25 protein-coding genes and 1 pseudogene are annotated in these 22,746 nt (G+C 56.6%); 15 read left to right on the top strand and 11 right to left on the bottom strand.

The genetic code is table 11. From position 1 onward, the window contains the following. Positions 1-52: 52 nt before the first annotated feature. Together Q1B15_RS21040 and Q1B15_RS21035 are read left to right on the top strand one after the other, a co-directional pair. A complete protein-coding gene (locus Q1B15_RS21040; protein ID WP_299757668.1) occupies positions 53-346 on the top strand; it encodes a hypothetical protein in 294 nt (97 codons plus the stop codon). Positions 347-353: 7 nt separating this feature from the next. Then, on the top strand, positions 354-1,295 hold the full coding sequence (locus tag Q1B15_RS21035) for an ABC transporter substrate-binding protein (RefSeq protein WP_299757666.1): 942 nt from the start codon (positions 354-356) through the stop codon (positions 1,293-1,295). Here Q1B15_RS21035 and Q1B15_RS21030 read toward each other — a convergent pair. From Q1B15_RS21030 to Q1B15_RS21005, 6 genes are all read right to left on the bottom strand, one after another. Continuing rightward, complete coding sequence (locus Q1B15_RS21030) at positions 1,292-2,143, bottom strand: alpha/beta hydrolase (RefSeq protein ID WP_299757663.1); 852 nt, start codon at positions 2,141-2,143, stop codon at positions 1,292-1,294. The genes Q1B15_RS21035 and Q1B15_RS21030 overlap by 4 nt on opposite strands. 4 nt (positions 2,144-2,147) lie before the next feature. Beyond that, on the bottom strand, positions 2,148-2,963 hold the full coding sequence (locus Q1B15_RS21025) for a 3-methyl-2-oxobutanoate hydroxymethyltransferase (RefSeq protein ID WP_299757660.1): 816 nt from the start codon (positions 2,961-2,963) through the stop codon (positions 2,148-2,150). Continuing rightward, a complete protein-coding gene (locus tag Q1B15_RS21020) occupies positions 2,960-3,946 on the bottom strand; it encodes an ABC transporter substrate-binding protein (RefSeq protein WP_299757658.1) in 987 nt (328 codons plus the stop codon). Before Q1B15_RS21020 ends, Q1B15_RS21025 begins: the two co-directional genes overlap by 4 nt. Positions 3,947-3,961: 15 nt before the next feature. Beyond that, the gene (locus tag Q1B15_RS21015; protein ID WP_299757655.1) at positions 3,962-4,951 is read right to left on the bottom strand and encodes a 2Fe-2S iron-sulfur cluster binding domain-containing protein; all 990 of its coding nucleotides are present in this window, start codon (positions 4,949-4,951) and stop codon (positions 3,962-3,964) included. 13 nt (positions 4,952-4,964) lie between these two features. Next, entirely contained in the window at positions 4,965-5,798 is an 834-nt protein-coding gene (locus tag Q1B15_RS21010; RefSeq protein WP_299757652.1) for an IclR family transcriptional regulator, read from the bottom strand. 75 nt (positions 5,799-5,873) lie between these two features. Further along, a complete protein-coding gene (locus Q1B15_RS21005) occupies positions 5,874-7,553 on the bottom strand; it encodes an ethanolamine ammonia-lyase reactivating factor EutA (protein ID WP_299757650.1) in 1,680 nt (559 codons plus the stop codon). 116 nt (positions 7,554-7,669) lie between these two features. Here Q1B15_RS21005 and Q1B15_RS21000 point away from each other — a divergent pair, with 116 nt between their 5' ends. The 7 genes from Q1B15_RS21000 (at position 7,670) to Q1B15_RS20970 (ending at position 13,113) form a co-directional block, all read left to right on the top strand. After that, positions 7,670-8,797 carry a hypothetical protein gene (locus tag Q1B15_RS21000; protein ID WP_299757648.1) on the top strand — a complete coding sequence of 376 codons (1,128 nt, stop codon included), beginning with the start codon at positions 7,670-7,672 and terminating at the stop codon, positions 8,795-8,797. Between the two features lie 97 nt (positions 8,798-8,894). Next, positions 8,895-10,181, top strand: coding sequence for a Rieske 2Fe-2S domain-containing protein (locus Q1B15_RS20995; RefSeq protein WP_299757645.1), 1,287 nt, complete (start codon positions 8,895-8,897; stop codon positions 10,179-10,181). 3 nt (positions 10,182-10,184) lie between these two features. Then, positions 10,185-10,766: a hypothetical protein gene (locus Q1B15_RS20990; protein ID WP_299757643.1), complete on the top strand. Its 582-nt coding sequence runs from the start codon at positions 10,185-10,187 to the stop codon at positions 10,764-10,766. Further along, a complete protein-coding gene (locus tag Q1B15_RS20985; protein ID WP_299757640.1) occupies positions 10,763-11,569 on the top strand; it encodes a hypothetical protein in 807 nt (268 codons plus the stop codon). Before Q1B15_RS20990 ends, Q1B15_RS20985 begins: the two co-directional genes overlap by 4 nt. Before the next feature lie 12 nt (positions 11,570-11,581). After that, entirely contained in the window at positions 11,582-12,004 is a 423-nt protein-coding gene (locus Q1B15_RS20980) for a hypothetical protein (protein WP_299757637.1), read from the top strand. A gap of 15 nt (positions 12,005-12,019) precedes the next feature. Further along, positions 12,020-12,598: a hypothetical protein gene (locus tag Q1B15_RS20975; protein WP_299757635.1), complete on the top strand. Its 579-nt coding sequence runs from the start codon at positions 12,020-12,022 to the stop codon at positions 12,596-12,598. Further along, positions 12,595-13,113, top strand: a complete 519-nt coding sequence (locus tag Q1B15_RS20970) for a hypothetical protein (RefSeq protein WP_299757632.1) — start codon at positions 12,595-12,597, stop codon at positions 13,111-13,113. Before Q1B15_RS20975 ends, Q1B15_RS20970 begins: the two co-directional genes overlap by 4 nt. Positions 13,114-13,116: 3 nt before the next feature. Here the strand turns inward: Q1B15_RS20970 and Q1B15_RS20965 are convergent, their stop codons facing one another. The 3 genes from Q1B15_RS20965 to Q1B15_RS20955 form a co-directional block, all read right to left on the bottom strand. After that, positions 13,117-13,713, bottom strand: coding sequence for a cupin domain-containing protein (locus tag Q1B15_RS20965; protein WP_299757629.1), 597 nt, complete (start codon positions 13,711-13,713; stop codon positions 13,117-13,119). 12 nt (positions 13,714-13,725) lie between these two features. Further along, the gene (locus Q1B15_RS20960; RefSeq protein ID WP_299757627.1) at positions 13,726-14,292 is read right to left on the bottom strand and encodes a cupin domain-containing protein; all 567 of its coding nucleotides are present in this window, start codon (positions 14,290-14,292) and stop codon (positions 13,726-13,728) included. Between the two features lie 87 nt (positions 14,293-14,379). Then, positions 14,380-15,246, bottom strand: coding sequence for an NAD(P)-binding domain-containing protein (locus tag Q1B15_RS20955; RefSeq protein WP_299757625.1), 867 nt, complete (start codon positions 15,244-15,246; stop codon positions 14,380-14,382). A gap of 215 nt (positions 15,247-15,461) precedes the next feature. Between Q1B15_RS20955 and Q1B15_RS20950 the strand changes: the two genes are divergently transcribed. The 6 genes from Q1B15_RS20950 (at position 15,462) to Q1B15_RS20925 (ending at position 22,137) form a co-directional block, all read left to right on the top strand. Continuing rightward, the gene (locus Q1B15_RS20950) at positions 15,462-16,451 is read left to right on the top strand and encodes a hypothetical protein (protein WP_299757623.1); all 990 of its coding nucleotides are present in this window, start codon (positions 15,462-15,464) and stop codon (positions 16,449-16,451) included. Then, positions 16,451-17,191 (top strand): class II aldolase/adducin family protein, encoded by a 741-nt coding sequence (locus Q1B15_RS20945; RefSeq protein WP_299757621.1) that lies wholly within the window; start codon positions 16,451-16,453, stop codon positions 17,189-17,191. The genes Q1B15_RS20950 and Q1B15_RS20945 overlap by 1 nt, the downstream gene beginning before the upstream one ends. Positions 17,192-17,193: 2 nt before the next feature. After that, positions 17,194-17,859 (top strand): class II aldolase/adducin family protein, encoded by a 666-nt coding sequence (locus tag Q1B15_RS20940; RefSeq protein WP_299757618.1) that lies wholly within the window; start codon positions 17,194-17,196, stop codon positions 17,857-17,859. Next, complete coding sequence (locus tag Q1B15_RS20935) at positions 17,856-18,707, top strand: shikimate dehydrogenase (RefSeq protein ID WP_299757616.1); 852 nt, start codon at positions 17,856-17,858, stop codon at positions 18,705-18,707. Before Q1B15_RS20940 ends, Q1B15_RS20935 begins: the two co-directional genes overlap by 4 nt. 11 nt (positions 18,708-18,718) lie before the next feature. Beyond that, entirely contained in the window at positions 18,719-20,176 is a 1,458-nt protein-coding gene (locus Q1B15_RS20930; protein WP_299757614.1) for an aldehyde dehydrogenase family protein, read from the top strand. A 74-nt stretch (positions 20,177-20,250) separates the two neighbouring features. After that, a complete protein-coding gene (locus Q1B15_RS20925) occupies positions 20,251-22,137 on the top strand; it encodes a sugar phosphate isomerase/epimerase and 4-hydroxyphenylpyruvate domain-containing protein (RefSeq protein WP_299757611.1) in 1,887 nt (628 codons plus the stop codon). Between the two features lie 27 nt (positions 22,138-22,164). On the opposite strand, the gene Q1B15_RS20920 is transcribed toward Q1B15_RS20925, so the two are convergent. Both Q1B15_RS20920 and Q1B15_RS20915 read right to left on the bottom strand, forming a co-directional pair. After that, complete coding sequence (locus Q1B15_RS20920; RefSeq protein ID WP_299757691.1) at positions 22,165-22,551, bottom strand: transposase; 387 nt, start codon at positions 22,549-22,551, stop codon at positions 22,165-22,167. Then, positions 22,548-22,746 (bottom strand): annotated as a pseudogene (locus tag Q1B15_RS20915) (IS5/IS1182 family transposase); the annotation flags it as partial. The pseudogene Q1B15_RS20915 and the gene Q1B15_RS20920, both read right to left, overlap by 4 nt.

Raw genomic sequence — 22,746 nt, 5'->3', positions numbered from 1 at the left:
CAAGAACGTAGTTCCACATGAAGGAACGCTACTGAATTGACCAGGCAAGGCAATGTTCGGACATCGAAACATCTCATCCGCGACAATTGTCGACCTTGAACGGATAGAGGCAACCGTCAGGTCACGCTACAACGTGCCGGACGACCAGATCGTCCTGGTTACCCAGGAACAAACGCGGATACTGGGCGGTCCGGAGAAAATGACTACGATCCTGTTTTGGATCGACGCAGAGACGCGCAATAAAGTGCGCGTTTTCAAACCGGCCGCCGATGTCCATTCCAAGGACTTGCCCCCTACATGGCTGCGCAGCGCACTCCTGGACGATGTATTGGCGGAGTGCTGTTAGGAAAATTATGAGCAAACGAACATTGAGAACGGTCACCCGCGCCCAAGGCAATAACCGCGCCCTCAAGGCCGGAGAGATCACATTGCCAGACTTCGCTCTGGACTTCGAAGAGGTCAATCCCCTGCCCCGCGCCTTCCGCAACATGGTCCGCGAGCAGGCCTATGACGTTAGCGAAATGGCTCTGACCACCTATATCACTGCGCGCGCCTACGGTGTCCCAATCACGGCGATCCCGGTGTTCTTGGTGCGTGACTTTCACCATAAGTCGATCGTCAAGTCCCTCAAAGCGACCATAACACAGCCTAAAGATCTCGAAGGCCGCCGCGTCGGTGTGAGCCGCGGCTATACGGTCACAACTGGTGTCTGGGCGCGGGCCATTCTAGCGGAGGAATACGGCGTCGATCTATCCAAAATCACTTGGGCGCGTTCCGACGACGAACACGTTTTGAACTGGCGCATACCTGCCCATGTTGAGGATCTGGGCGGGGAAGGCAGCTTGGACGACCAGCTTGCACGCGCTGACATCGACGCAGCGGTCGGCTTGGTTGAAAGTAACGCGACGCGCTCACTTATCACGGACCCGTTTGCGGCAGGGCTAGCCGCCCTCAAATCGCGCGCGTTCTACCCGATCAACCATCTGGTTGTGGTGCGCGATGACCTCTTGAAAGAGGTCCCCGATATTGCCGTGCAAGTGTTCGAGGCTTTTAGTGCCTCGAAGCGTGCCTACCTGACAGACTTAAAAGCCGGACGCATCACTGCACCTACCGCAGCCGACAATACCTATCTTGCCGCGTTAGAGGTCATGGACGATCCGCTGCCATACGGCCTCGCACCAAATGCCGACACGCTGAACAAACTTGTGGACCATGTCGTGGCGCAAGGCATCATCGATGCGGTCATCCCGCTTGAAGATCTATTTGCGCCTGGGTCGCACGAGCTTGTGGGTTAGGTCACGCTGCTTAAGAATTCCAGCACGCGCGCAGGGGCTGTGGCTTCGGTTTGCTGTTCTGGCGCCACGTCCCAGTAGTCGGACCCTTTGAGGCACTCGTGCAAGTACCGAGCCGCAGAGGTCGCGTGAAATCCGTCTGCACCCGGAACGATCAAAGTCGGGATATCCAACCGCATCAAGTCTTCGGGCTCCGCCCCTGGTGCGGTGTCGCGGTCAAACAGCCCCTTCATCATGCCATGGACGGTCAACAAATAATGCGGCAGGTCCAGCCCAACATAGCTCATAGCAAAATCATCCGAATTCCGGATCGGTTGACCCCAAGGCCCGCCACGCGGATCACCGCTAAAGTTCTTGTCGTGTGACTTCACTAGATCGACCACCGCCTGCAAACCGTTTTCCTCCGCGAATGCCAAGTGCCGGGCAAACCGTTGATGCGACCCGATCCGGTAACTCGCACCACCGACAGGCCAATACTGCACCATCGACAAGACGCGGTTTGGTTGCGCCGCGGCAAAGGCCGCGACCGGCGCGCACCCCATGCAGCCGCCCATCAGATGCGCTTTTTCAAAGCCCAGATGATCCAAGAGCCCCGCACCCTGCCGCACATAATGATCCCAAGTAATCCGCTCGACACGGCCGCCAGACAGACCATTCTCACGGCGGTCGAACAGGATGCAAGTAAACTTCAGCGGTAAATGGTTGAGCAGGCGAATGCGCTTATAGACCCCAAGGTCAGACCACTTACTAATCTGCGCATCAAAGCCGCCGGGCGCATACATCAACAGCGGCGGGCCCTTCCCGAGCACCTCATAATGCGTATCAATTCCGTCGATGTGAGCGGTTGGCATGGCACTACCTCCCCGGCTGTCCTTTGATCTGACGCCCAGACCGGACATCCTCAGCACATTCAGACAATGCGTCGTGAATAGTGCGCGCAATATTGGCATAGCCCGACGGTTCTTTATCGAGCGCGGCCACGTTATAGCCAACCGCCGCCTGCGCCAGCCGGACACGGCCATCCAACCAGGGACCACCACCGAAGCCGCCGATCACCGGGATTGAAACGGCCTCGACCACCTTTGGGCCGATCACTGGGCCGGAGTTGGTGAAATCCAAAAGAACCGCGCCTGCAGCCTCCATCGCCTTGGCCTCAGCAATCAAACGCGCCTCCATGCCGGGCGCAGCCTCTGTAGCATCCGCTTGATTTTCATATGGAATCCCTGTCGCGAGGGCGGTTTGCGGCGTCAAGCCAAACTGCGCCCAGACCGGAATACCCGCACGGGTCAGCGCCTCAACTGCCTCCGGGTAGTCGGCCGCGCCATCAAGCTTCAGCAGGTCAATCCCCGCCTCCTTGACCAGACGGATTGCCGCCCGAAGGGCGCTATCCACACCTTCTTGCAAGGGCCCGTATGGGAAATCCGCCGACACCAGCGCGCGTTTAACACCGCGCCGCACCGCTTTGGTCACTATTATCATTTCGTCCATGGTGATCTCAAACATCGTGTCGTGGCCCCATAGGTTTTTGCCCACGGTATCGCCGACCGACACGATATCAGCGCCAACACGGTCCGCAATCGCCGCCATATGGGTGTCCCAGGCGACAACGCCAAAAATCTTCTCACCCTTTTGTTTCTTCCGATGAAGATCGGGGATTGTGACTTTCGTCATATGACGAATTCCTCATAAGTTTCGGGAGCAAACATCTCATCAACTTCCAACTTGCGCGGTGAGAGGCCCTGTTCATGGTGATACCGCAGGAAAACATCCAACGTGGCGCGGTTTTTTTCCACGCCGTAAGGCCAAAAATCTTCGCCCATCAGATCGAACGCCTCTTCCACATGGGCGTTGAACCACGGCAACATTCCCTTAAGCGCCGCCGTTTCCTTAAGCCCGGCGTAGCAAAGGTTCTGTGCTTCACGAAACGCCTTGAACAGGTTCATCGCAACCCAGCGATTCTGCTCATAAACTTCGCGGCGGATCGCAATCACATGCATGATTGGAAAGATACCCGTGTCACGCCAATAGGCCTTTTCGACCTCGACATAATTCGGGAACAAGCGCTTCACGCGCACCCCGTCATAGGTAGATGGCTTGCGCGCCGTATGGAAAGCGTCGATCCGGCCATCTGCAAGCATCTGCGCCAAGGTATCTTCCGGCCCGATCCGCTCTAACCGGAAGTTATCGGGCAACTCAATGCTGATTTTTTCCTCACGGTTTGGCGTTTCTTCGCCCCCCGTCACATAGGTTGGCCCGTCTACTGGAACACCGTAATGCTCGGACAGAATGCCTCTGATCCACACTGGCGCTGTCATTTGGTATTCAGGACAACCGAACCGTTTACCGATCAGATCCTTGGGCTCGTTGACCCCTGCATCCGCATTCACATAGATGCAGGAATGCCGAAAGAATCGCGACGGGAACACCGGGATCGCCACAAACGGCCGGTCTTGCTTGAAGTGCGAAACCACAAAGGATGACATCGACATTTCCGAGACGTCAAATTCCCGGAATTTCGCCATCCGAAAGAACGTCTCTTCGACGATCATATTGAGGAAGCGCAAATCAATGCCGTCAGGCCGCACCCGGCCATCCATCAACGGTTGGACACGGTCATAGTCCCAACAGCCAAGAGTCATTGATAATCTAGTCATAGTTCGCCCCTGGGCTTAGTAAAATTCGTCAAAGTGAAGCTGGTCCTGCGGGACGCCAGCTTCATGGGTCATCTTTTGGACGGCTGCGGACATGATAGCTGGCCCTGCGAAATAGATTTCGCAGTCTTTCAATGCAGCCCCCATATCCTCAAAAACCACGTCATGCAGATAGCCCTTCGGGCCGGTCCAAGTGGCATCTGGTTCGGATAGCGCGGCCACGAACCGCGCCGCTCCCGCCGCCTCTGCGCCAAGGACTGTCGCGTCGCAAAGATCACTCACGTCCCGACCACCATAGAACACATGCAATTTGCGCGTGCCCAGCATCCCTGCCTTGGCTCCGCCTTTTGCGATTGATACAATTGGCGAGAGACCCGAGCCGCCAGCCAACAGCACGATATCACGCGGGCTATCTTCGCGCAGAAATGCAGTCCCGTAAGGTCCATCAATGGTGATCTTCGCACCCAGTTCTGACTCAAACAGCTGCCCCGTCGCCGCACCGCTTGGCATCTGTTTGATCATGAACTGCCACGTGCCGCCTGCACCAAGGTTGGACATCGAATAAGCCCGCGCGCCAGTAACGCCCGGAACATGAAGCAAAGCGTATTGTCCCGGGCGAAAGAACGGCACAGCATCGGCTTGGAACATGAATTGAGAAATATCGTGAGTGATCTTTTCGATCCCAGTCAGCTCTGCTTCAAAGGATTCAGGCCGATTGTAAGGCACATATTGATCCATGGCGCGGAACTTAACACTGCAGTCCCCGTTCGGAACGGCCTGACACCCCAACCAACGACCACGCTTTAGCTCGCGTTCTGACCATGCCGGCGCATCGTCACGCAAGTGCGTGACCTCACCGTCCAACAGTTGGAACCGGCAATTGCCGCATGACCCGGTATTGCAGGAATACGGCATGCCAATCCCTGCACGCAAAGCTGCGCGCAGGATTGTATCGCCTTCTTCGCAGTCGAATACATGCCCATCAGGGGTTTGAGTGATTGTGGGCATATGTGGTTTCCGATCAAACGTAGATGGGCTGGCGCAAGACATAACCCATGCGCTGCGAAATTTCGTTCGCGGCTCCAGTCACCACCGGGGCAAGCTTGGGCACCTGAGCTTTTTTGATCCGAATACGCGGGCCCGCAACACCGACAGCTGCAACAAGTCGCCCTTCTGCATTGTAGATCGGGGCCGCGACACAGCGCGTACCCTCATCGCAGTATTCGTCTTCAAAGGCATATCCGCGCCGCTTCACTTGGCGCAGCGATTGCAGAAATTCGTCTTTGTCGGTGATGGTATTGGGCGCACGCACGTCCCTTGGATACTGCAGGAATGTCTCCAGATCCGGCGCGCGCAATCCGGCAAGCAGGCAAAGCCCCTCTGCGGTGCAAAAAGCAGGTTTCAACTGCCCTGTGGCGGATCGAATGCGCAACGCCTGCGGGCTTTCTAAATCATGTAAGAACACAACGCTTTGACGGTCCAAAACTGCAAGACGCACATTTTCCTGCGTTTTTTCGCGCAAGACATTCAGGATAGTCTTCGACTCATTTGTAACATCCAACCGCGAGCGCACTAAAGCCCCAAGCGAGAAAAGCCCCACACCAAGGCCGTAGCGACCACTCTCTGGGTCTTGCTGCAAAAGACCTTCATCCAACAGCGCGCCGGCAAGGCGGTGAACAGTACTTTTTGCAACGTTCAACCGCTTTGCAAGCTCGCTGATGCCAAGTGTTTCATCTTCTTCAGTGAATGTCTTCAAAAGATGAATCGCCGTTGTTACAGAAGACAGCCGCGATGCATTACGTCGTGGATTGCGGTTGATTTCTTTCCGTAATGGCCGCGGTACGTCATCAGTCATTGCAAAGCGCCCTGTTCCATAAGGAAGAACTGCGTTCCACTCTTGCGGTCGGACGACCAACTGTCAACTGGTTGCTCAGATGTCATTATAATCGCTTTTCGGGAGGCTATGATGATGGTGATCTGAGCCGGTGGGTGGGGAAAACTGTATCCGATCCTGCCGGCGCGCGCCACGCGGATCGTCGGAAAACAGCAGGGATTTGACGGTGACAGGCACCGTGAAGGACGGCAGGCGTATTTTGCCCAGATCAATATAATCGAAATCACGTAAGCTTATGCCGTCCAATATCAGCAGATCGTTCTCAACACCAAGATCCTCTCGCAGGATACCCCCGAGCGTTTGCGCTATGTCCCCATCGATCATCACATAAAGCCCCTGCCCGGCGGCAATACGGCCGGACAGAGCAGCTTGGATACCATCGGCCAATGCGCGAATGCGGGCGTATTCCGGCACCGTCTGGAATTCGAACGCCAGAACGACTTCGTGTTGAACTGGGTCCAGGTCAAAAGCTTCAAAATGCGCTTGGATCGCATCTGCAATCTCTGTACTTTCCGGGCTATCAGCCAGATCAATCGCCGGCTTTAGGACTTGCAAGCTGCGGCGCGGCAAGCATCGTCCCGGCGCTGTGATAGTGCTGGTTTGCCCTGAGAGTTGAACAGAGTATTCCGACGCGCCAAGTGCTGTTGCCCGAATTGCAGAACCCGATGCGAGCATGGGCGCCCCAAAATCTCCGGCTAACGCCCGTGTGCGCAACAAGGCCCCAAGATGAAACCCAAGATCGCCAAAATCCCGGTCTTCTTGACCAGACACATAGGCCCCAACACCGCCCGAAAAGACGACACCCGTCAGATCAGCAAAGTCCGTCGGGATTTCTGTTAAGAATAAGGCGCTCACGTCTTTGGGAAGGTCACGACTGGTGATTGCCTTTGTCAAAAGATCCGCCATGTGGGTCGCGACGGTACGCATTTGATCCGCGCTGATCGGATCACCCAAGTTAAGCGAAACCCCGGCCTCACGGGAAAAATATGCGCCGGTCGCCTCAATTCGGGTTACCCTATTGGCCTCGGACGCAATCAAGCGGCCACCAATATGAAGGGCTGCCGTCCAAACGATTGCGCCTCGGTCAACAAGTGCAAGCTTCGTAGTACCGCCACCGATATCGACATTTAGAATACGCGCCTGCCGGTCAAAACTCTCTTTGGCAGCACCAGATCCAAAGGCTGCCAGCATCGCCTCCATGTGGTTGCCGGCAGTCGCAGTCAAAAAATCGCCACCCCTAGCGGCCACAACTCCGGCAATCGCTTCGGCATTGTCACGGCGCAGCGCCTCTCCGGTTAAAATGACCACGCCGGTATCAATGTCGCGCGGCAGGATAGCTGCATCGGCGTAGGCGGCGTCGATGATTTGACCTAACGCTGCAGCGTCGATTTCATTTTCGCTTAGGAAAGGCGTAAACTTCACCTCCGAGGCATAGGCCGTCTGCCGATCCACAATCACATAGCGCGAGGCATGGCTGTCCGCTTTCCGTTGCAGATGTATGGTCGAGAAAATGACCTGTGTGCCTGATGATCCAATATCGATCCCGACGGAAGTTAAAGCCACGTTGTCGCGCAACCAGATCGGATTGTCTTCTAAAGGACCGGGATCTATGTCGTCATGATCGTGGTCGGCGTCACCGTCGTGATCATGCGCGTAAAAGTCGCCGAACATGTGGTCATCGACCGTGTGACGGGTGGGCTTCTTTTCTTTCGGCAAAGCGACGTTCCTCTATGTGGACCGTCGGTCCATTGACGCAACAGTATGCCGGACATAGTCTGAGAACAACTGAAATTTGTCCCGGCGAATGACTGGTGACTGAGAGGATTCACGTCATGAAAGGTCAGGCTATTGTTTCAGACCAGCTCGCGGAGAAGTTCAAGTCGGAAAAAGAAACTCCCTACTCGCGTTTCATTGCGCACGAGGGTTTGGACCTGATCAACGGCAACTACGTACCGTCCTTGCATGAGGTAAAGCTTAAGCCTTGGGCACGACGCGGTGGTTCAGCAGTGTTCATGAACCATGACGCCAGCCGGACCACCAACGATTGCTATGTTATGGAGATTCCAACTGGCGGGAAGCTCAACCCACATCGCCAACTGTTTGAAGAAACCGTTCTGATCCTTTCAGGGCGCGGATCGACCGTGGTCTGGGATGACAGCGGCGCGAAAGTGAGCTTTGAGTGGGGACCGGGGTCGATATTCGGAATCCCCCTGAACGCTCATCACCAGCATTTCAACGGCTCCGGCTCAGAACCAGCCCGCTATATCGGCGTGACCAACATGCCGCCCCTAATGAATGTCTTCGAAGAACCCGATTTCATCTTCGGCACGGCGCATGATTTCAAAGGTCGTTTCTCAGGCGAGCCTGAATATTTCTCTGAAAGCAAAGAAATGCAGGGGCTGTTGCTAGAGACGAACTATGTCGCTGATGCGGTGAACTTGCCGTTGATCCACGCGAAAGAACGCGGCGCTGGCGGCGGGCACATCCGCTTTCAACTGGCGAAGTGTTCGATGAACAGCCACATCAGTCAGTTCCCTGTAGGCACCTACAAAAAGTGCCACCGACATGGCCCGGGCGCGCATGTTATTTTGTTGTCGGGCACCGGATATTCGCTGATGTGGCCCGAAGGGGCCGAACCCAAACGTTATGATTGGAAGCCCGGATCAATGATCGTGCCGCCGAACATGTGGTATCACCAACACTTCAATACCGGCACAACGCCCGCTCGCTATCTTGCGTTCAAATACGAGGGTGTGGCCATCCGCAACGAACAGGGCGTGCCAAAGGCGTGGATCAGCCAAAGGATCGGAGGCGATCAGATCGACTACGCCGATGAAAGCGGCGAAGTCCGTACGATGTTTCGTGACGCGCTTGCCCAGAACGGGCTCGAATCTAATATGGACCCCGCCTACGAGGCGGAAAAGGCGGAGTTGCCGCCAAAGCCGGGCAAGGCGCTTTGATGAAAGCGCCTACCTAGGCCTTGAGATCACAAATTCTGTGCGGCACCGCCTGGAGCAGTCCCGCAGTTGGGCCGCAGCTTGAGGAAAAGGAACGCAAATGCTTCGCAAGGAAATCAACGAGCTTCTGACCGAAACCGATGCCGGAAAGCCTATGGGCGATATGTTCCGGCAGTATTGGATCCCCGCACTTCTGGCCTCAGAACTGCCGGAAGATGACTGCCCCCCGACCCGCGTAAAACTCCTGGGCGAACGGCTAATCGCGTTTCGTGACAGTAAGGGCCGATATGGCTTGATGGACGAATTCTGCGCCCACCGCGGCGTATCTCTTTGGTTCGGCCGCAACGAAGAAGACGGTTTGCGCTGCCCGTACCATGGCTGGAAATACGACTATACCGGCCAATGCATCGAGGTGCCTTCCGAGCCCGAAGAATCCGGCTTTTGCGCAAAGATCAAGCTAAAGGGCTATCCGCTGATCAAGGTTGGTGACGTGCTCTGGACCCATATGGGCGAGAAAGAAGACCGTCCACCTGCACCGATTTGGGAATTCGCCACGGTCCCGCCCGAGCAGACCTACTCTTCGAAACGCTGGCAGGAATGTAATTGGCTGCAGGCAATGGAAGGCGGCATCGATTCAAGCCACGTTTCTTTCCTTCACTCCGGAGGGTTGAAGACCGATCCGCTGTTTCGAGGCGCCAAGGGCAACACATACAACGAGAACGACAAGAAGCCCGTGTTTGAAGTTGTCGAATCTGATGGCGGCTTGCATATCGGCGCTCGACGCAATGCGGAAGAAGGACATTACTACTGGCGCGTGACGCCGTGGATCATGCCGTCGTTCACTATGGTGCCGCCACGCGGCGACCATCCTATGCATGGCCACTTCTGGATCCCCATCGACGATCACAATTGTTGGGCCTGGTCCTTCGACTACCACCCGACCCGCGCGCTTTCACCAACAGAGCGGCAGGCGATGGAGGACGGCTACGGAGTGCACAACCAATATGTGCCCGGCACCTTCCGGCCGCTGCAGAACAAGGACAACGACTACCTGATGGACCGCGAAGCGCAAAAGCGCGGAGATAGCTATTCGGGCATCTGGGGCATAGCGATGCAGGACGCCAGCTTGCAAGAAAGCATGGGGCCCATTGTGGATCGGACAAAAGAGAACCTTGTCTCAACCGACAACGGTATCATCATGGCACGGCACCGTTTGCGCAAAGCCGTTGTCGCACTGCGCGATAAGGGCGTGCAGCCTCCCGGTCGGACGCCTGAACATCAGCTTGTGCGCTCAGCCGCGCGGGTCTTGCCACCGGAAGAACCTTTCGGGGATGCGATGAAAGACGATCTAACCGCGCGCCCCGGCGTCAAACAGACCTCGGTCTAGGTAATGCCGCACGACCACGACGACATCTTTGAGGCTGACAACGCGACGCGCGCGGACCGGGGGCCGGTGGATCACCCGACCATGCTGAGCAGCTGCGCCCGTGCGGCCACAGCGGAAGAGGCACTGTACAGGGTGCAATACCCAAACTCCGCCACCCGGACGACGCGCATCTTCGCGCTGGACCAAGCGGCGGCTGAGGCGATGTATGCAATTACCGACGACCTTTGGGACAATGCGCATTTCCTGACGGTTTTGGGCAATGGAAAAATCACAGCCGACACAAACTCCTATAACGTCCCAATTTGTCACCCCGATGGCACCCCCGCAAACCTTGACGCGGAACTCGCCGGAGCCGACGTTGTAGTTTTGCTTGCCACCAATGGCTCTAGCGAGGCGGCAGCTGAGGTAATCGCGCGCGAATGTTTTGACCGTAAAATCATGTGCGCCGGGCTGGCCTTGAAGCGCGGTCCATCATCGGAAAGCATGGACCGTGTTGTGAATTCTATGCGTAGATTTACGCGCGTCTTAGTCGTGGCACAGGATGACGACTATATCCCGGCCATGCTGACGGCGCTGCGCGCATGAAATCATTGCCCCATGCTCTTGCGATTGCCACCCTTCTTGCCACCCCAGCTTATGCTGCGGATGGCGCAACGCTGGCGGCGGGCGGAACCCTGTCGTTCCTAGCGTTGGGCTTTGCTGTCGGCCTAGCCCATGCTCTTGACGCCGACCACGTCGCCGCCGTCGCCACGATGATGGGAAAGAACGACGACCGTCGCGGCATCATTTTGCGCGGAGCCGCTTGGGGACTTGGCCACACTGTGGCGCTTTTCATGATCTGTTCGGTCGTGCTGATGCTGGGCCTGACAATCTCGGGCGTTGTCGAGTCTGCATTGGAATTGGCTGTGGGCATCATGATTGCAGGTCTTGGCCTGCGGGTGCTGTGGAAACTGCGTCGCGAGCGCATCCATATCCACGCTCATGACCATGACGGCGCGCGCCACTTTCACGCCCATTCCCACGCAGGCGACCCAACCCAGCATGACGCGGCGATACACACCCACCGGCACACCGCCCGCGCGATGCTACCAACGTTGGGCGTAGGACTTTTGCACGGCGCTGCTGGCTCTGCCGGATTGCTGGTTCTAATCGTGGCGACGGCGGGATCGATGGGCGAAGCAATGCTCGCCTTTGCGGTCTTCGGAATTGGATCGCTGATCGGCATGACACTTTTAACCGCTGCGGCAAGCTATCCGCTGGGGCGCATTCATCAAGGCGCGGCTTGGATGCGCACCTCGCTGGAGCTATCTATTGGCGGAATTGCATTTTTTGTCGGCGGCGGCGTTGTCGTCGACAGTCTTCATGGCCTCGGAGTCATGGGTCTTTAGAAAGGATACACCATGTGCGGAGAGATCGACGAGCAAGTGATTGTAGGCCAAGACATGCGCGCCCGGCTTCATGGCCTGACCGCCGGCATGGACCTGCCGGAACCAACTGGCGGCGGTGAAAACCCCGTGAACCTCGCCGAAGCGACAGCGCGCGGCACCTATATGGACCGCATCTTCCGCGCAGGCCTAGCCCGGTCTCTGCAGGATATTGAACGCGCCGAAGACGATGAGACCGTTGATGCACTGGCCGCCCAGGCGATTGCCTTGGCCCGTTTGGCAGGCTTTCTGGCTGGGCAATTGCCGCCGGAAGCCGACCTGTTTCGCGCTTTGATCGAGGCAATCTCCGCCGGTCACGCAGAGCCACAGGAGCGCGTCGACGCAATCCGCCGCGCCCATGATCACCACCACGGCCATTCGCACGACCATCACCACTAAAGCGGGAAACTCAGCTTGGCCTCATTCGATTTTCTCAAAGACCCATCGTGGCGCAAAGAGGTCTCGTCGAGTGCGCTAGGCAAGAGCTTTTGGGGCTTTGGTGCAGCCGCTGTCGGGTTCGGTATTCTATGTTGGTTGATCAAAGGCCCAGACGTGGTCTGGGCCGCTCTCAGCGAAGACCTAAGCTTGGTTGCTGATCTCATGCCCCGCGTCGTCGTTGCCCTATCGATCGCCGCACTGATCTGGGTGATGATGCCGCGCGACCGGATGTCAGCGCTTGTTGGTAAAAAATCTGGCATGCGCGGCCTGATAATCGCAACGCTCGCTGGAGCTGTCACGCCGGGGGGGCCCTCTTCAGCCTATTCGCTTTTGGCCGCCGTTGCTGTGTCAGGAGCGGATCGTGGAGCCCTTGTGGCCTATATCACCGCGTGGGCTCTGCTGGGTCTCCAACGGATTCTCATCTGGGATGTGCCGTTCATGGGGGCAGAATTCGCAATGCTGCGCTTTGCAGTTTGCCTCCCCCTGCCGATCATCGCCGGGCTCATAGCACGTCGCCTTCCCCTGACCTTGCGCATCAAAGGAGACGAAACATGAGCCCCGGTCTGCTCGTCCTCAGCGTATTATTGGTCCTTTTAGCTGCCCTCGCGGTACAGCAGCGCCAAGACACGGGCCCCGTTGTTAAGCGGTTCGTGGAGCAATTTGCAATGCTGGTTCCACGGATGCTGGTTGCGCTGATCGCCGCAGGCTTTATCGCCAAACTCATACCGAAAGAGGCAATCGCGGGCCTTCTAGGCGAGGATGCGGGGCTACTCGCCTTGCCCGTGGCCGTTGCCGCCGGGCTGATCGTGCCGGCTGGACCCGTCATCGCCTTCGCTATCGCGGCCGTCTTTGCCAAATCTGGCGCCTCAGTCCCGGCCCTTGTGGCCTTTGTGACGTCGTGGAGCATCTTTGCCGCGCACCGCATCTTTATCTACGAGGTGCCGCTATTGGGGACATCTTTCCTGCGTATGCGCCTTCTCTCCGCAATGGCGGTCCCGTTCATGGCTGGGGTGCTTGCGATGCTCGCTGGAATGATTTCAACCTTCGGGCAGCCGTTGCTGACACACTGACAATTACTCGTCAGCAGGAGGCACCCAAAATTCTTCAAAGCCTTCTGCAGGCTCTAGCTGGTCGAACCAGTCCAGCCCGATGGCTTTCATGATCCGACTGTTGCAAACCAGAACGCGCGCCTCGATATCAGAGGTGTTCACACGCTTGTGCGCCACGTAGGGCGGCACATAGATGAAGTCGCCCGGACCCCAATCATAAACCTTTGGTGTTGTGTCCCACCTCCACTCAAATTCCACCTTACATTCGAAATGCACATCATAATGTAGATCCTGCCCAGTGCCCTCGATCACAAAGGCAATCTCTTCAGATAGATGGCGCGAGGTGCCGGTGGCTTTGCCTGCCGCAATCATCTGCATGTAGATGTCGATACAACATTCTTTGGTATCCATACGCTCGTTGATGACATGCTTGATAAGCCCGTCAGCAGACCGCTCCATCGGCATCTCATCGAATTTCACAACGTTCGATCGGTTCTTATATTCCGACCGGAACGCCTGAGATTGCTCTAGCGCATCCTTATAAAAGGACACTTCCGGTGCACCTTGCTTGGCGCGCTGCCGCTCGATGGCGTCGGCAAAGGTCGAAGGATCAATACTCATGTCAGTCTCACCTTATACATTGCTCGGTGGCAGATAATCTTCGTGACCCGGCACTGGAGTCTCCGGCGGATATTCAACCATTTTCTGAAAGACCATATGCATGAACAGGAACAGCGGTTTAGCCTTGAGAACCAAGATTAAACCTTCCTCATCCGTGTCGTTTAGGTGTTGGTGAACACATGCATTTTCCACGATTAACGCATCCCCGGTTTCCCAGTCAATGCGGCGACCATCATGGATATCGTGTCCCTTGCCCTTCAGCACAAAGAACACCGCCGAATTCATATGGCCGTGGGTCTGACCGTAGCCTTTGGGCGAAAACACCTCAACATGCGCCTCGATAGATTGCGCAATTCGGTTCGCCTGCGGGTTAATGACCTTCTTGCCATAGTGCTGGGGTCCGCCGTGCCAACTATGATCGGATGTCTTGTAAACACGCGGTTGGGAATAAAGCTCTTCTTTCAGCTGGCCATAGGTACCTTCCAGCGCGCGCACAAACGTCCGCTTTTTGGTCCAGCGTTCCCAGACCACTTTTCCGCTGTTGTGACCTTCGCCAGCCTCGTCGATTGGTTCCGACATGGCGTGCCCTCCTTGATTTCATAAAAACGGTATCGTGGCGAGGCGGTTCCCGTCAATGGCACGGCGTTCCGAATAGGGGAACACTCCTCAGCGCGCGGATACAACCTCCGAGATCGAACGCCCCTTGATCTTCTGGCCAAGATATTCGGCTTCCTCACCATATAGCAGCGCCTTCACCTGATCCGGCCCCAGGCGCTTAACCAACTGATCAACGGCGCCGAACAATGGCAGTGTCAGTCCGGCTTGCTGGCTTAGATCCAGCACCACGTCCATGTCTTTTTCGTGCCAAGTAAATCGTGTGCTGTCCCACCGGTCCAGTGTTGTATTATGCGCAGGGCACTTCAACAGCGTCTCGCGCATCGCTTGCGCATCGATACCGCAGGCCTTTGCCAGCGACAGGGTCTCAAAATTCGCCACACATGCGGCCCAGTGCATCATATTGTTGCAAGACTTGCCCAACTGACCTGTGCCAACCGGCCCCATATACTCAACGCTGCGGCTGTAAGCCATCAACACCGGCGTGATTTTAGCGACGTCTGCGGCCGCACCACCGCACAACGAAACCAGATCGCCATCAATCGCACCTTTCAGACCGAAGCAGACAGGCGCATCAACAAATCCAACACCCTTCGCGATGCAATCATCGTTCAGCGCAATCATCGTCGCGGGATGATTGGTAGCGGCGACCACAATGACCTGACCATCCCTTGGCTTGGCCTCCAGCAACGCCCCGACAACGCCGCGCGATTGATCATCGGTACTGACAACTACGACGACAACCTCGCACCCTTCCGCGATATCGCCGAGCGTATCAGCAGCGGTTACACCCTCGACCGCTGCGGCCGCCAGCACCGACGCATCCGTATCAAAGGCCTCTACACGATGTCCCGCCTGTGCGGCGTGACCCGCCATCGCAGCCCCCATTGCCCCTACCCCAACGAAACCTACATCCATCCAATTTCCTCCCAAACGCGTACTGCAAAACAAACGGACTCGCGTAGGACTACACAACCAAGGCGCAGCCCGAGTTCTCTTATGTGGAACGCCGGTCCACTACGCGTTGGCGAGGATGCATTCCCTCCCCTAGGATCAATGCAAATTCACCGCGCACTTTTGCCTTTCTGGGAACAAGGCCAGGCAACATGTTCGATGAACCAAAGAGGGCCAAAATGACCGAGCTTCCGCTGACCATCGCTACCACCGACTACGACCATTTCCGCGATATTCGCACTGGTGTGGTCGCCCCGGAGGGCATCGACCTGAACTGGTTCCTTTTGGGCCACCACGAATGTTTCGCGCGGATGACGGCCAACCGCGAATTTGACATGTCCGAGATGTCTTTTGCCAAATTCTCGACCCAAGTCACACGCAAGAACAGCGATCTTATTGGTCTGCCGGTGATCTGCTCACGGCTATTCCGGTTCTCATCGTTTTACGTGAACAAAAAATCGGGCATCAAGCGGATTGAGGATCTTTACGGCAAGACTGTCGGTAGCCCCGAATGGGCCCATTCCGCTGCTGTGTGGATGCGCGGGTGGATGCAGAACGATGTCGGCATGGACATGACAAAGATCAAATGGTTGCAGGCCGGGGCAAACGCGCCGGGGCGCGAAGAAAAGGTTGAGTTGAACCTGCCCGACGGCATCGAAATTACACGCATCAAAGATAGATCCCTGTCCGAGATGCTGGCTTCCGGCGATTTGGACTGCGCCATCATCGCCCGCCCGCCGACCTGCTTTCTGGAGGAGCACCCCGATATCGAAAGGCTGTTCCCGAACTTTCTAGAACTTGAAGAACAGCAGTATGCAGACACCGGCGTCTGGCCGATCATGCATATCATTGCGATGAAGAAATCCGTGCACGACGCACACCCGTGGGTCGCTCGCAACATGTTCAATGCGTTTGAAGAATCCAAACGCCTCAGTATTGAACGCCTGCTGGACCCTGCCGTGTCGCGCTATCCGCTCGCGTGGCTGTCCAGCTATGGCCGAAAAATGCAAGGCGTCTTCGGCAAAGACCCCTTCCCTTTCGGGGTCGAGCCGAACCGCAAAACCTGGGAGATGATGGGCCTTTATACCTTCCAGCAAGGCATCGCCCATCGACAGTTTGAGCCTGAAGAAATCTTCCCCGCCAGCGTTATAACAAAGGTGGTCATCTGATGCCCGATACAGGTGGACCCGTCGCCCCAGACCGCATTGCCGATGTCGCAGCCGCAGCCCGTATTCTGGCAGCCCGCGGTGTGGTGGATGGGTTCGGCCATGTCTCAATGCGTCACCCCGATGCGCCCGACCGCTATTTGATGTCGCGCGCATTGGCACCTGCGCTTGTCGGGCCTGAAGACATCGTCGAATACGATCTCGAAAGTGTTGCCTGTGATCAAGACGCGCCGAAGGGTTTTCTCGAACGCTTCATTCACGGCCAGATCTACAAGGCCCGTCCAGATGTTTGCGCAGTCGTGCACAGCCATTCGCCCTCAGTCATCCCTTTCGGCCTGACCAAAGCCCCGATGCAAGCGTGCTTTCACAACGCCGCCTTTCTCGCACAAGGCGTGCCGGTCTTCGACATCGCCCGCGATCATGGTGCAACCGACATGCTGGTATCCGACAATGACAAGGGCGTGGCGCTGGCGGACTGTCTGTCCGACAAACCCGTAGCCCTAATGCGCGCCCACGGCTCGGTCGCATGCGGCCCGTCACTCGAAGTCGCCGTTTTCCGTGCGGTCTATACCGAAGTCAGTGCACGGGTTCAGCATTGGGCACTCGCCTTGGCCGAAGACGGCGAAGAGTTGGCGGCCCTGTCAAAGGAAGAAGGTCGCTTGGCCGATGTGCCGAACCAAACAGCCGGCATCCGGGCATGGGACCTGTGGCGCGCCGAAATTCATGATCAAGCAGGTTGGTGAAAATGGCCGATAAAGACGAACTCGCACTCTGCCTCAGAATGCTCGAACATCAAGGGATCATTGACTACAATGGTCACGCCTCGATCCGTTGCGACGCTGGCATGCTGATCAATGTCGGCAGCTCACAACGCAGTCGACTGACCGCTGACGATATTTGCCTCATCGATCTGGACGGCAATTTGATCGAGGGCAAAGGCAAGCCACCGCTTGAATTCCACCTGCACGCGGGCATCTATAAAGCGCGGCCAGACGTGGGCGCGATTGTTCATGCGCACCCGCAATGGTCGACATATCTAACGATGACTGGCCACGACTATTCGCCCGTGTTCGCGCAAGGCACGCTCGTGCATCCCGTCCCCGTGCTCGACACACCGGATTCGATCAATTCGCCAGAGATGTCCGCGAAATTGGGCGCGGTAATGAACGATCGCCCCGCAGCGTTGATGAAGTCGCATGGCGCCGTTACTGTGGGCGCAGACATCGCCGAAGCCTTCGTGTTGATCACCTACCTAGAAGAAAATGCGCGGCGCCAGTATATGGCGCTGCAGATTGGCACGCCCTACGCTTTCAGTGCAGCCGAAATCGAAGTAGCCCGTACAAAGCTTTATACGCCCAGCCTGTTCAGCCGCACATGGGATCACTTCGCCGCCAAGCTGGAGGACGCATGACCGATGAGAGCTATCATTTAATTGGTGTAATGGGATCACCCGTAATGCACTCTCAGTCGCCTTTGATGCATAATTATTGGTTCGATCAAACAGGGTTGCCAGGCAAATATGTTTATCTGCCGCTGCCACCTGAACGGCTGCCTGCCGCGCTTCGCGCCCTGCCCGCGCTTAACTTTTCGGGCTGCAATCTGACCATCCCGCACAAGCTGCAAGCAATGGAGATCGTTGACGAAGTGGACGAGGTCGCCCGCAAAATTGGCGCAATCAGTTGCGTGGTCGTGCTCGAGGACGGCTCTCTTTTGGGGACGAACAACGATTGGTTGGGGTTTTTGGGGAACCTCAAGCAATCGGCGCCCGATTGGCGCGCCAATGCAGGACCCGCCACCGTGATTGGAGCAGGCGGCGGATCGCGCGCTGTCTGTCACGCGCTCCTGTCGGAAGGTGCGCAAGAGATCCGTCTGGTTAATCGCAGCAACGACCGCGCCCAGAGACTTGCCGACGACATCGGCGGGCCGATTATGGTTCTGTCATGGAATGAACGCCACGCGGCACTGGACGGGGCTGCGACGGTCGTAAACACTACCAGTTTGGGCATGGTCGGGCAGCCGCCTCTGGAACTCAAGCTCGATGCATTGGGTCCTGACGCGGTTGTTGCAGACATCATTTACACACCTCTCGAAACATCATTCGTCCAAGCGGCCCGCGCACGCGGCAACACAGCGGTCGGTGGTTTGGGCATGCTTTTACATCAAGGCCCGCCCGCATGGAAACTCTGGTTCGGCCTGACCCCAGACGTGACGCCGGAATTACGGGAAATGATGGAAGCCAGCATCACCGGCAACGCATAGGAGACGGCAATATGACTAAGACCGACGACCTCATCATAGGACGCATGCTGATCGGTGGAAAATTCGTCGAAAGTATCAGTGGAAAGTGGCGCGATACCATCAATCCAGCCACCGAGGCATTGATCGGACGTGTCCCAGAAGGCACCACCGAGGACGTCGAAGCCGCCTATACCGCAGCCCATGCTGCACAGCCCGCTTGGGCTGCTCTCGATATGCAGACGCGCGCCGACTACCTCAATAAATTGGGCGATGCGATTATAGCCCGTACGCAGGAACTCGCACGGCTCGAGGCCATTGATACCGGCAACACAATTGGCAAAATGGTGGCCGACGTCGAAAAGGCAGTCGAACGCATTCGCCTTGCCGCGGGTCTAGGCCTGGAACTGAAAGGCGAAACCATTCCCTCTACGTCTGCTGGCCTGCATTTCACGCTGCGCACGCCCTACGGAGTCGTTGGCCGGATTATTCCGTTCAACCACCCCTTTGGCTTTGCTGCTTCCCGGCTCGCGAGCGCAATTATCCCCGGCAATACGATCATCATAAAGCCCTGCGAGACAAGCCCCCTATCGGCCTGTGTGCTGGGCGAGATCGTCAATGAGATCCTTCCGGCTGGCGTCGTCAACGTCGTTACAGGTGGTCCGGCAGCAGGCGACGCCATCGTTCGGCACCCCAAGATCAAGCGCATAGCGTTCATTGGCCACGCAGGAACCGGCATGGCGATCCAACGCGCCGCTGCTGAGGTTGCGGTCAAGCACGTGTCGCTGGAGCTTGGCGGTAAGAACCCGATGATCATCTGCCCGGACGCCGATCTAGCAAAAGCCGGTGCCGCAGCCGTGCGCGGCATGAATTTCGCATGGCAAGGTCAATCTTGCGGATCCACCTCCCGGCTGATGTTGCATGAAGACGTCTACGATACAGTTTTGCCGATGGTCCTCGACCGGATTGGCAAGATGAAGGCGGGCGATCCGCTTGATGCAGCCTCCTCCATGGGGCCTATGAACAGTAAGATGCAATACGACAAGACAATGGAATATATTGAGATCGCCAAACAGGACGGCGCGACCCTAATGGCAGGCGGCAAGCGTCCCGAGGGCCCCGAATTTGACAAAGGTTTCTGGGTAGAACCCACCGTATTTACCGATGTCACCATGGACATGCGTATCGCGAAAGAAGAGGTGTTCGGACCCGTCCTATCTGTCCTCAAATGGCGCGAGATTGACGAAGTGATCAGCATGGCAAACGACGTGGACTATGGTCTCACCGCCTCGATCTGGACCCGCGACCTTGATCTGACAATGCGGTTCATCCGCGAGATTGAGGCAGGCTATATTTGGGTCAACGGCACAGGCACCCACTTCCGCAACGTCCCCCACGGCGGCTTTAAGAACAGCGGCACGGGACGCGAAGAAGGTCTCGATGAACTGCTCAGTTACACAGAGGTCAAGGCGGTCAACATCATCACTGGCTAGCCCTCTTTTCTAAGCCAGAATGAATATGGGCAGGCAGTGTACGTCAAACGAAACACCATTCCAGGGGACGTGCTATGAAGACATCTATCGCCACGGTTTCTATTTCAGGGAACCTCCCGGAAAAGCTCGAGGCCATCGCTGCTGCTGGGTTTGATGGCATCGAGATCTTTGAACAGGATTTCATTGCCCATGACGGCAACCCGCGTGAGGTGGGCGATTTGATCCGCTCCATGGGCCTTGATATTACGCTGTTTCAGCCATTCCGAGACTTTGAAGGGCTGCCAGAACCGTTGCGCGCCAAGGCCTTTGATCGGGCAGAACGTAAGTTCGATCTGATGCAAGATCTTGGGACCGACCTGGTTCTGATCTGCTCATCCTGCCATCCAGACGCGCTTGGCGGCATCGACCGGGCCGCAGCGGATTTCCACGACCTTGGGGACCGCGCCGCAAAGCGTGGCCTTCGGGTTGGATTTGAAGCACTGGCTTGGGGTAAGCATGTCAACGATCACCGCGATGCTTGGGAGGTCGTACGGCGCGCTGATCACGCGAATGTCGGACTGATCCTAGACAGCTTTCATACGCTTGCCCGTAAGATCGACCCAGAAACGATCCGGCGCATCCCCGGCGACAAGATTTTCTTCGTGCAATTGGCTGATGCACCGCTCATCGACATGGATCTGCTTTACTGGTCTCGCCATTTCCGCAACATGCCCGGTGAAGGCGATCTGGCCGTTACTGATTTCATGAAAGCGGTCATGGCCACCGGGTATTCCGGGCCGATTTCGCTAGAGATTTTCAATGACCAGTTTCGCGGCGGACACCCCCGGAGCATTGCAAAGGATGGATATCGCGCGCTTATTGCGCTGATGGATGATGTTCGGCGAGAAGAACCGTCTACCGTGTCAGGCCTGCCTCAGATGCCTGCACGGTTAGATGTTGAAGGGGTAGCTTTCGTAGAATTTGCAGCGCGCGCCGAAGAGGCAGAAACGCTAGAAGACCTGTTAAGAACGCTGGGCTTTCAGCACTCCGGCAACCACATTTCCAAGAGGCTTTCGCTTTGGACGCAAGGCGACATCCGAATCGTCGTGAACCGCGAAACCACCGGGTTCGCCAGCAGTTCCTATGTCACGCATGGCATGAGCGTTTGCGACATCGGTATTTCTGTCAACGACGCAACGCAGGCCGTTTCCAGGGCAAAACACCTTGGGGCCACCCCCTTCGAACAAGCAACAGGCCCAGGTGAATTGAACATCCCTGCAATCCGTGGCCTATCCGGGAGCGTTGTGCATTTCATTGATGAAGCCAGCGGCCTCAATGATGTATGGTCAGTAGAATTTAACAAAATACAAGGCAAAGCCACCAGTGCCGGTCTCTATCGGATAGACCATCTTGCCCAAACCATGAGCTACGATGAAATGCTCAGTTGGTCGCTGTTCTACACAACCCTGTTCCAGATGCAGAAATCGCCGATGTTCGATGTTGTTGACCCTGACGGGCTTGTCCGCAGTCAAGCGCTAGAGACACTTGATGGCTCGTTTCGGATAACGCTGAATGGCGCAGAGACGCATCGCACCATGGCCGGACATTTTCTTGCCGACAGCTTTGGGGCCTCTGTCCAGCACATCGCATTCGCGACGGACGACATCTTTAAAACGTCTTCCGCACTGGTCGAGCTTGGCTTTAAACCCCTGCCGATGTCCGACAACTACTATGCGGATTTAGACGCAAGGTTCGATTTGGCGCCGGGACTTCTTGATAGCCTAAAGGCTGGCAGCATCTTGTATGACGAAGATGCCGATGGCGCCTTCCTCCAGCTCTACTCCCGACCATATGGCGGCGGAATGTTCTTCGAGATCGTCGAGCGGCGCGGAAACTACCGGGGATATGGCGCGCCGAACGCCCCATTTCGGATTGCGGCCCAAAAGCGTCTGATGCGGCCAAAGGGAATGCCAAGGATTTAGTAGTGTTAATCTAGGGACTGTTGACGTTCACCGAATGTGAAGGATTGTTGCGGCAATAGAGATGCAAGCCGTGAAGCTATGGTCTGTTTTGCACGACCGCATAGCTATCCATCTGTTTTCATTCAACTTACCAAAGTAGTTTTCAATCAAATGCCGCCATTTGCAGGTCTCCTTGTCGAAGTCTGCTGGGAACCTGCGGTTGGATTTTGGCGGTATGACCGGGGTGATGTCGCGGGCCAGAAGGTCATTTCGCAACCAATCCGCATCGAAGGCCCTATCCGCCAGAAGATGTCCGGCTGTCAGGTCGCGGATCAGTGTGTCGGTCTCGCGTAAGTCGTGGGCTTGCCCTGGCATCAGACAGAATTCAACGAGATTTCCGAGCCCGTCCGTTAGGGCCAGTATCTTCGTCGTTATCCCTCCTCGAGAACGCCCAATGGCCTGGCAAAGAGTCCCCCTTTTGCGCCTTGCCCCGAGCGGTGAACCTTGACGATGGTACCGTCGATCATGGCGTATTCCAGGTCGGCGTCTGAGGTAAGTGCTTTAAACATATGGTAGAAAGCATCCGCTTTGACCCACCTGCGGAACCGCTTGAACACGCTGTTCCATTTG

The organism is uncultured Boseongicola sp. (genome assembly GCF_937988555.1).
Classification (GTDB): Bacteria; Pseudomonadota; Alphaproteobacteria; order Rhodobacterales; family Rhodobacteraceae; genus Boseongicola.
This window is presented reverse-complemented; position numbering and strand designations above follow the sequence as displayed.